Consider the following 4,115-nt stretch of genomic DNA (forward strand, 5'->3'; position numbering starts at 1 on the left):
CCGTACCGCCGAAGGGCGCACCCTCCGGGAGATCCGTCGCTGCCTCAAGCGCTACCTCGCCCGCGACATCTACCGCCGCCTCAACACCGCCGCTCAGAATGAGCTCACCGGCGCTTGACAGACATAGGAGATTCAACGGCAGGCTCGAGCACCTGCGCGGCTCGGCGCTGGGGTTCCGCAACCTGACCAACTACATCGCCAGATCCCTGCTCGAGACCGGCGGGTTCAGACCCCGACTACACCCTGGATTCGGATGAGCCTTCAAAGATCCCCACGAACACCAAACCCATGAGGATGACCAGCACTCCGGAGATCCGATTGATCGCGCTGGTGTACTGGACCATCAGCGCCCCGATCGCGCCGACGAATCCGCCGATGACCAGGAGCACCGCAGTGAACCCGGCGACAAACAGCACCGCGCCGGCGACCAAACGCCCTGGACGCTCACCCGGATCGCTGGTGCTGCGCGGGCTGGTGTTCTGTCCGGTGAGGCCAGTGATGTATCCGAGGTAGCCAGGAACCACCGGCAGCACGCACGGGGAGAGGAACGCGACCAGACCGGCCACCATCGACAGCAGGAGCGCCACGGCCAGGGGCCCACTCAGCACGGTGGTGGCGAACAGTTCACCCATCAGGCACCCTCCTCCAGCACGGCGTCCAGGAGACTCTCCAGGGTGCTCTGGTCGGCCGCGTTCGTGATCCGGGCAGCTACCCGCCCTTCAGCATCGAGGATCAACGTCGTGGGGACCGCGTTGGGCGAGACGCTGCCGTCCATCGACGCGATCACGGCCCCGTCGGGGTCCGGAATCGAGGGATAGGTGATCCCGAAGGTCTCCTCGAACGCGGCGGCCGGCCCGGCCTTATCTCGGGTGTTCACGCCCACAAACTCCACTCCCGGTGGCCCATAGTCCGCGTGCACCGCTTTCAGTGCCGGCGCTTCAACCCGGCACGGTGGACACGAGGCGTACCAGACGTTGATCACCAAAGGTGCACCGCGCAGCGCCGCGGAGTCGAAGTCGTCTCCGCTGTATGTCGTTCCCCGGACTTCCAGAGGAGCGGCGCGGACCTCGGGAGGAATCTCCACGACGACACCATCACCGGAGACGTACCCGGCGTTCGCCTGGCTTGCCGCGTCCGAGGAACCGCTGCACGCCGCAAGGAGGGGAGCAAGGACGAGCAGACCGCCGCCCAATCGGAGTGTGGTCCGCCGACTCAGGCCGGGCCCCGGCGCGTCTGGGCTGATGGCGGGATGTCGAAGTGCAGTGGGGAGGCTGCGTCGGCTCACGTCAGCTGGAGACTGGTCAGACAGGTCAGATCATCCTCCGCCTGGGTCGAGATGGACGCGGTCCCTGTGACGTCCTCGAGGGCGCACGTGAGGTCGGCGGTGATCCCGCGCGGCAGCCAGAAACCGACGAATCCGTTGTCGTGCGTGGTGTGAGTGCCGTCCTCGAGGATCTCTCCCGAGCTGTTGTCGACCACGCTCACGGAGATCTCGCGGCTGCGCAGCTCCCCGCGGCACGTCGTCAGGCTGTGGAAGGCGCACTCGTGGGTGGCCTCCACGAATGGGGCCACCGACAGGTAGAACTGATCCGGTGGAAGGGGCAACTCGGCCTCGCGCCCTGCATCGTCACTGAGCTGAAGGGATGTCGGGGTGACGCTGGCGATCAGGTTCTGCGGTCGCTCAGCCACCGGGAGCGCTTCAAGCTGGTCGATGATCTCCTGTGCGTCGGCGTCAGCGAACCCATGTTCCTGGAGCAGGTCCTCATCTTCCGTGACGGGAGCGTCCTCAGCTCCGCGGGTCCCACAGCCAGCGACCACGAGGGGGAGCAGTCCGACACCGATGAAGAGTGATCGTCGGGGCAGCTGGCCGGTCCCGCGGCGGGATCCACCGCCGGAGGGACCCAACGCGCTACGCGGTCTTGCCGGAAAGTTCACTGGAGGGGCTCGATCTCGCTCTCGACGACCCACTTGTGGTTCGTCATCATCATCCCGTCGGCCTCGAAGTCGACCATGTACACGGTCTCCTCGGTGGCACTGTCGATGCTGGCCTCAGCACCCTCCATACCCGCCATGTGATCGGCGGTGATCACCACCTCGGTGCCCTCCGCCAGCGGTGCCTCGCCCGGGTCCTCGAGCTCCTCGTGAACGACCCACTTGTGGTCGGTGACCGGATCGCCACCATCGGTCGGGGTGAAGCTGACCGCGTACGTGGTGGTGTCGAAGGCACCGGAGATCGTCGCCGTCGCGCCCTCCATGCCCTCCATGTGGTCCGCCGTGAGCGTCACCTCCGTGCCGACAGGGAACTCGGGATCCTCCGCCGGTGCCATCCCCTCCGGTGCCGGACCACCATCCATCGGATGCTCCATGCCCCCGTGGCCGCCACCATCGGACGCTTCGGACGTCTCGGCCGCCGCCGACCCGCCCGAGGTCTGACCTTCGTCAGACCCGCTGTCAGTGCATCCGGCAAGCACAATCGCACCGGTGACGACGACCGCCGCGAAATGACCGAAAGAGCGACGAGAACGCATGATTTCTCCTAGTCAGAGGATATTTTGCACGAGCCTAGGACCCCCAGATCAAGGTCCCCTCAAGATCACGTCTCGATGTCTTGAGCACAGCGCTGACCAGTCTCTTCGTCCTGCCTCCGAACGCACGGTCCACTCGCTTCCGTCTCTCGTGATGGCCTGACTATCGTCGTCAGGGCGGGCCGCTATCCGCCGGTCCGTTCGGAGCGAGAAGGAGCAGAACCATGACCCATCACGTCGCATCCATGCTTCAGACCTACCCGAAGGACCTCGGCAGCATCGACCAGCAGAAGCTCGCTGAATGCATCGAGGCTTGCTTCGAGTGCGCCCAGACCTGCACCGCCTGCGCGGACGCCTGCTTGGCCGAGGACATGGTGGCGGAGCTGACCCAGTGCATCCGCCTCAACCAGGACTGCGCCGACGTCTGCGAGACGACCGGTCGGGTCCTGTCCCGGCAGACGGGCACCAACGTTGCCCTGAACCGTGCTCTGCTCGAGGCGTGTCAGGCAGCGTGCCGTTCCTGCGCCGAGGAGTGCGAGAAGCACGCCGGCATGCACGAGCACTGCAAGGTCTGTGCCGAGGCTTGCCGACGCTGCGAGCAGGCCTGCGCCGAGCTGCTCGCCTCGATCGGCTGACACCGCTGCCTCTGCACCTAGAGGGAGCCCCGACCGGTGGTCGAGGCTCCCTCTACGCTGGCGTCGTGGCGTGCTGTCAGCGGAAGGTGACGAAGGTCGGCGAACCCCAGATGGTGCGCTCGCTCACGGAGCCCTTGCTGTTGCCGGCGTCGATCACCGTGTTGCCGCCCGCGTAGATTCCCAGGTGGCCCGGCCACACCACGAGGTCACCCGGCTTGGAGGTCCCCCACGAGTACGAGACCCCGACCTGGCTGCGCGCGGCGTCGACGATCGCCTGCTGAGAATTCGTCGCAGAGTGCGCCGGAGCCGGAGCAGACGTTCCGCCGGTAGAGATCGAAGCGCCCCCGCCGTTCAGTGCACCGCGGGTCTGCGGGCCCACGACCCCGTCGATCTTCAGGTCGTGCGAGCGCTGGAAGTCCTTCACGGCCCCATGGGTGAGCCGACCGAACTTGCCGTCCACGGACAGAGAGGCACCGTGCTCGTTCAGTGCCGTCTGGAGCCGCTCCACCGAAGAGCCCTGCGAACCCCACCGCAGCTTCTCGGCCCCCAACGCAGACGTCGCGTGTGCAGGGGCCGGCGTCGCCGGCGCGGCAGCCTGTGCAGTAACGGTAGGTGCAGCGGGCAACGCGGTAGGGGCGGCCTGCGCGGGGCCTGAGAGTAGCGCGGATCCGAGGACGACCGTGCCGAGCACAGCGGCACCGTCCGTGCCCCGCAGAGCCCGACCAGCGATCCCCACGGGCGTGACTGCTCGGCCGATGGCCCGATGGGTGTTGTTCTGGGACATGGTTCTACTCCGTAAGTTCCCCTCCTCGAGACGGGAGGGAGTCGATGACTTCGTCAGTGCCACAGCGACAGCGGAGCGAGCAACGAGGCGACGGCTCATGTCGTGGGCGGCGACATTGGGCTGACCCCGTTTTGTAGGTCCGGTGGTTCTGGGAGTCGTCCTGTCGCCCGT

6 protein-coding genes and 1 pseudogene are annotated in these 4,115 nt (G+C 66.7%); 2 read left to right on the forward strand and 5 right to left on the reverse strand.

Annotation, left to right across the window (positions count from 1 at the left end; genetic code table 11):
* A pseudogene (locus tag FM110_RS13675) lies at positions 1 to 118 on the forward strand (IS110 family transposase); the annotation flags it as partial.
* 118 nt (positions 119 to 236) lie between these two features.
* Here the strand turns inward: FM110_RS13675 and FM110_RS02880 are convergent.
* Genes FM110_RS02880 through FM110_RS02895 form a run of 4 tightly spaced genes read right to left on the reverse strand, consistent with a single transcriptional unit; the run spans position 237 to position 2,528 of the window.
* On the reverse strand, positions 237 to 632 hold the full coding sequence (locus tag FM110_RS02880; protein WP_234991866.1) for a cytochrome c biogenesis CcdA family protein: 396 nt from the start codon (positions 630 to 632) through the stop codon (positions 237 to 239).
* Entirely contained in the window at positions 632 to 1,243 is a 612-nt protein-coding gene (locus FM110_RS02885) for a TlpA family protein disulfide reductase (protein ID WP_087102503.1), read from the reverse strand. Before FM110_RS02885 ends, FM110_RS02880 begins: the two co-directional genes overlap by 1 nt.
* 38 nt (positions 1,244 to 1,281) lie before the next feature.
* Positions 1,282 to 1,968, reverse strand: a complete 687-nt coding sequence (locus FM110_RS02890; RefSeq protein WP_327230327.1) for a CueP family metal-binding protein — start codon at positions 1,966 to 1,968, stop codon at positions 1,282 to 1,284.
* Positions 1,932 to 2,528: a YdhK family protein gene (locus FM110_RS02895; RefSeq protein ID WP_087102497.1), complete on the reverse strand. Its 597-nt coding sequence runs from the start codon at positions 2,526 to 2,528 to the stop codon at positions 1,932 to 1,934. The genes FM110_RS02890 and FM110_RS02895 overlap by 37 nt, the downstream gene beginning before the upstream one ends.
* A gap of 221 nt (positions 2,529 to 2,749) precedes the next feature.
* Here FM110_RS02895 and FM110_RS02900 point away from each other — a divergent pair, with 221 nt between their 5' ends.
* Entirely contained in the window at positions 2,750 to 3,160 is a 411-nt protein-coding gene (locus tag FM110_RS02900) for a four-helix bundle copper-binding protein (protein ID WP_087102499.1), read from the forward strand.
* A 76-nt stretch (positions 3,161 to 3,236) separates the two neighbouring features.
* Here FM110_RS02900 and FM110_RS02905 read toward each other — a convergent pair whose 3' ends face one another.
* Positions 3,237 to 3,944: a C40 family peptidase gene (locus tag FM110_RS02905; RefSeq protein WP_087102501.1), complete on the reverse strand. Its 708-nt coding sequence runs from the start codon at positions 3,942 to 3,944 to the stop codon at positions 3,237 to 3,239.
* Between the last annotated feature and the right edge of the window lie 171 nt (positions 3,945 to 4,115).

Origin of the sequence: Brachybacterium nesterenkovii (genome assembly GCF_900163655.1) — a bacterium.
In the GTDB taxonomy this organism is placed as follows: domain Bacteria; phylum Actinomycetota; class Actinomycetes; order Actinomycetales; family Dermabacteraceae; genus Brachybacterium; species Brachybacterium nesterenkovii.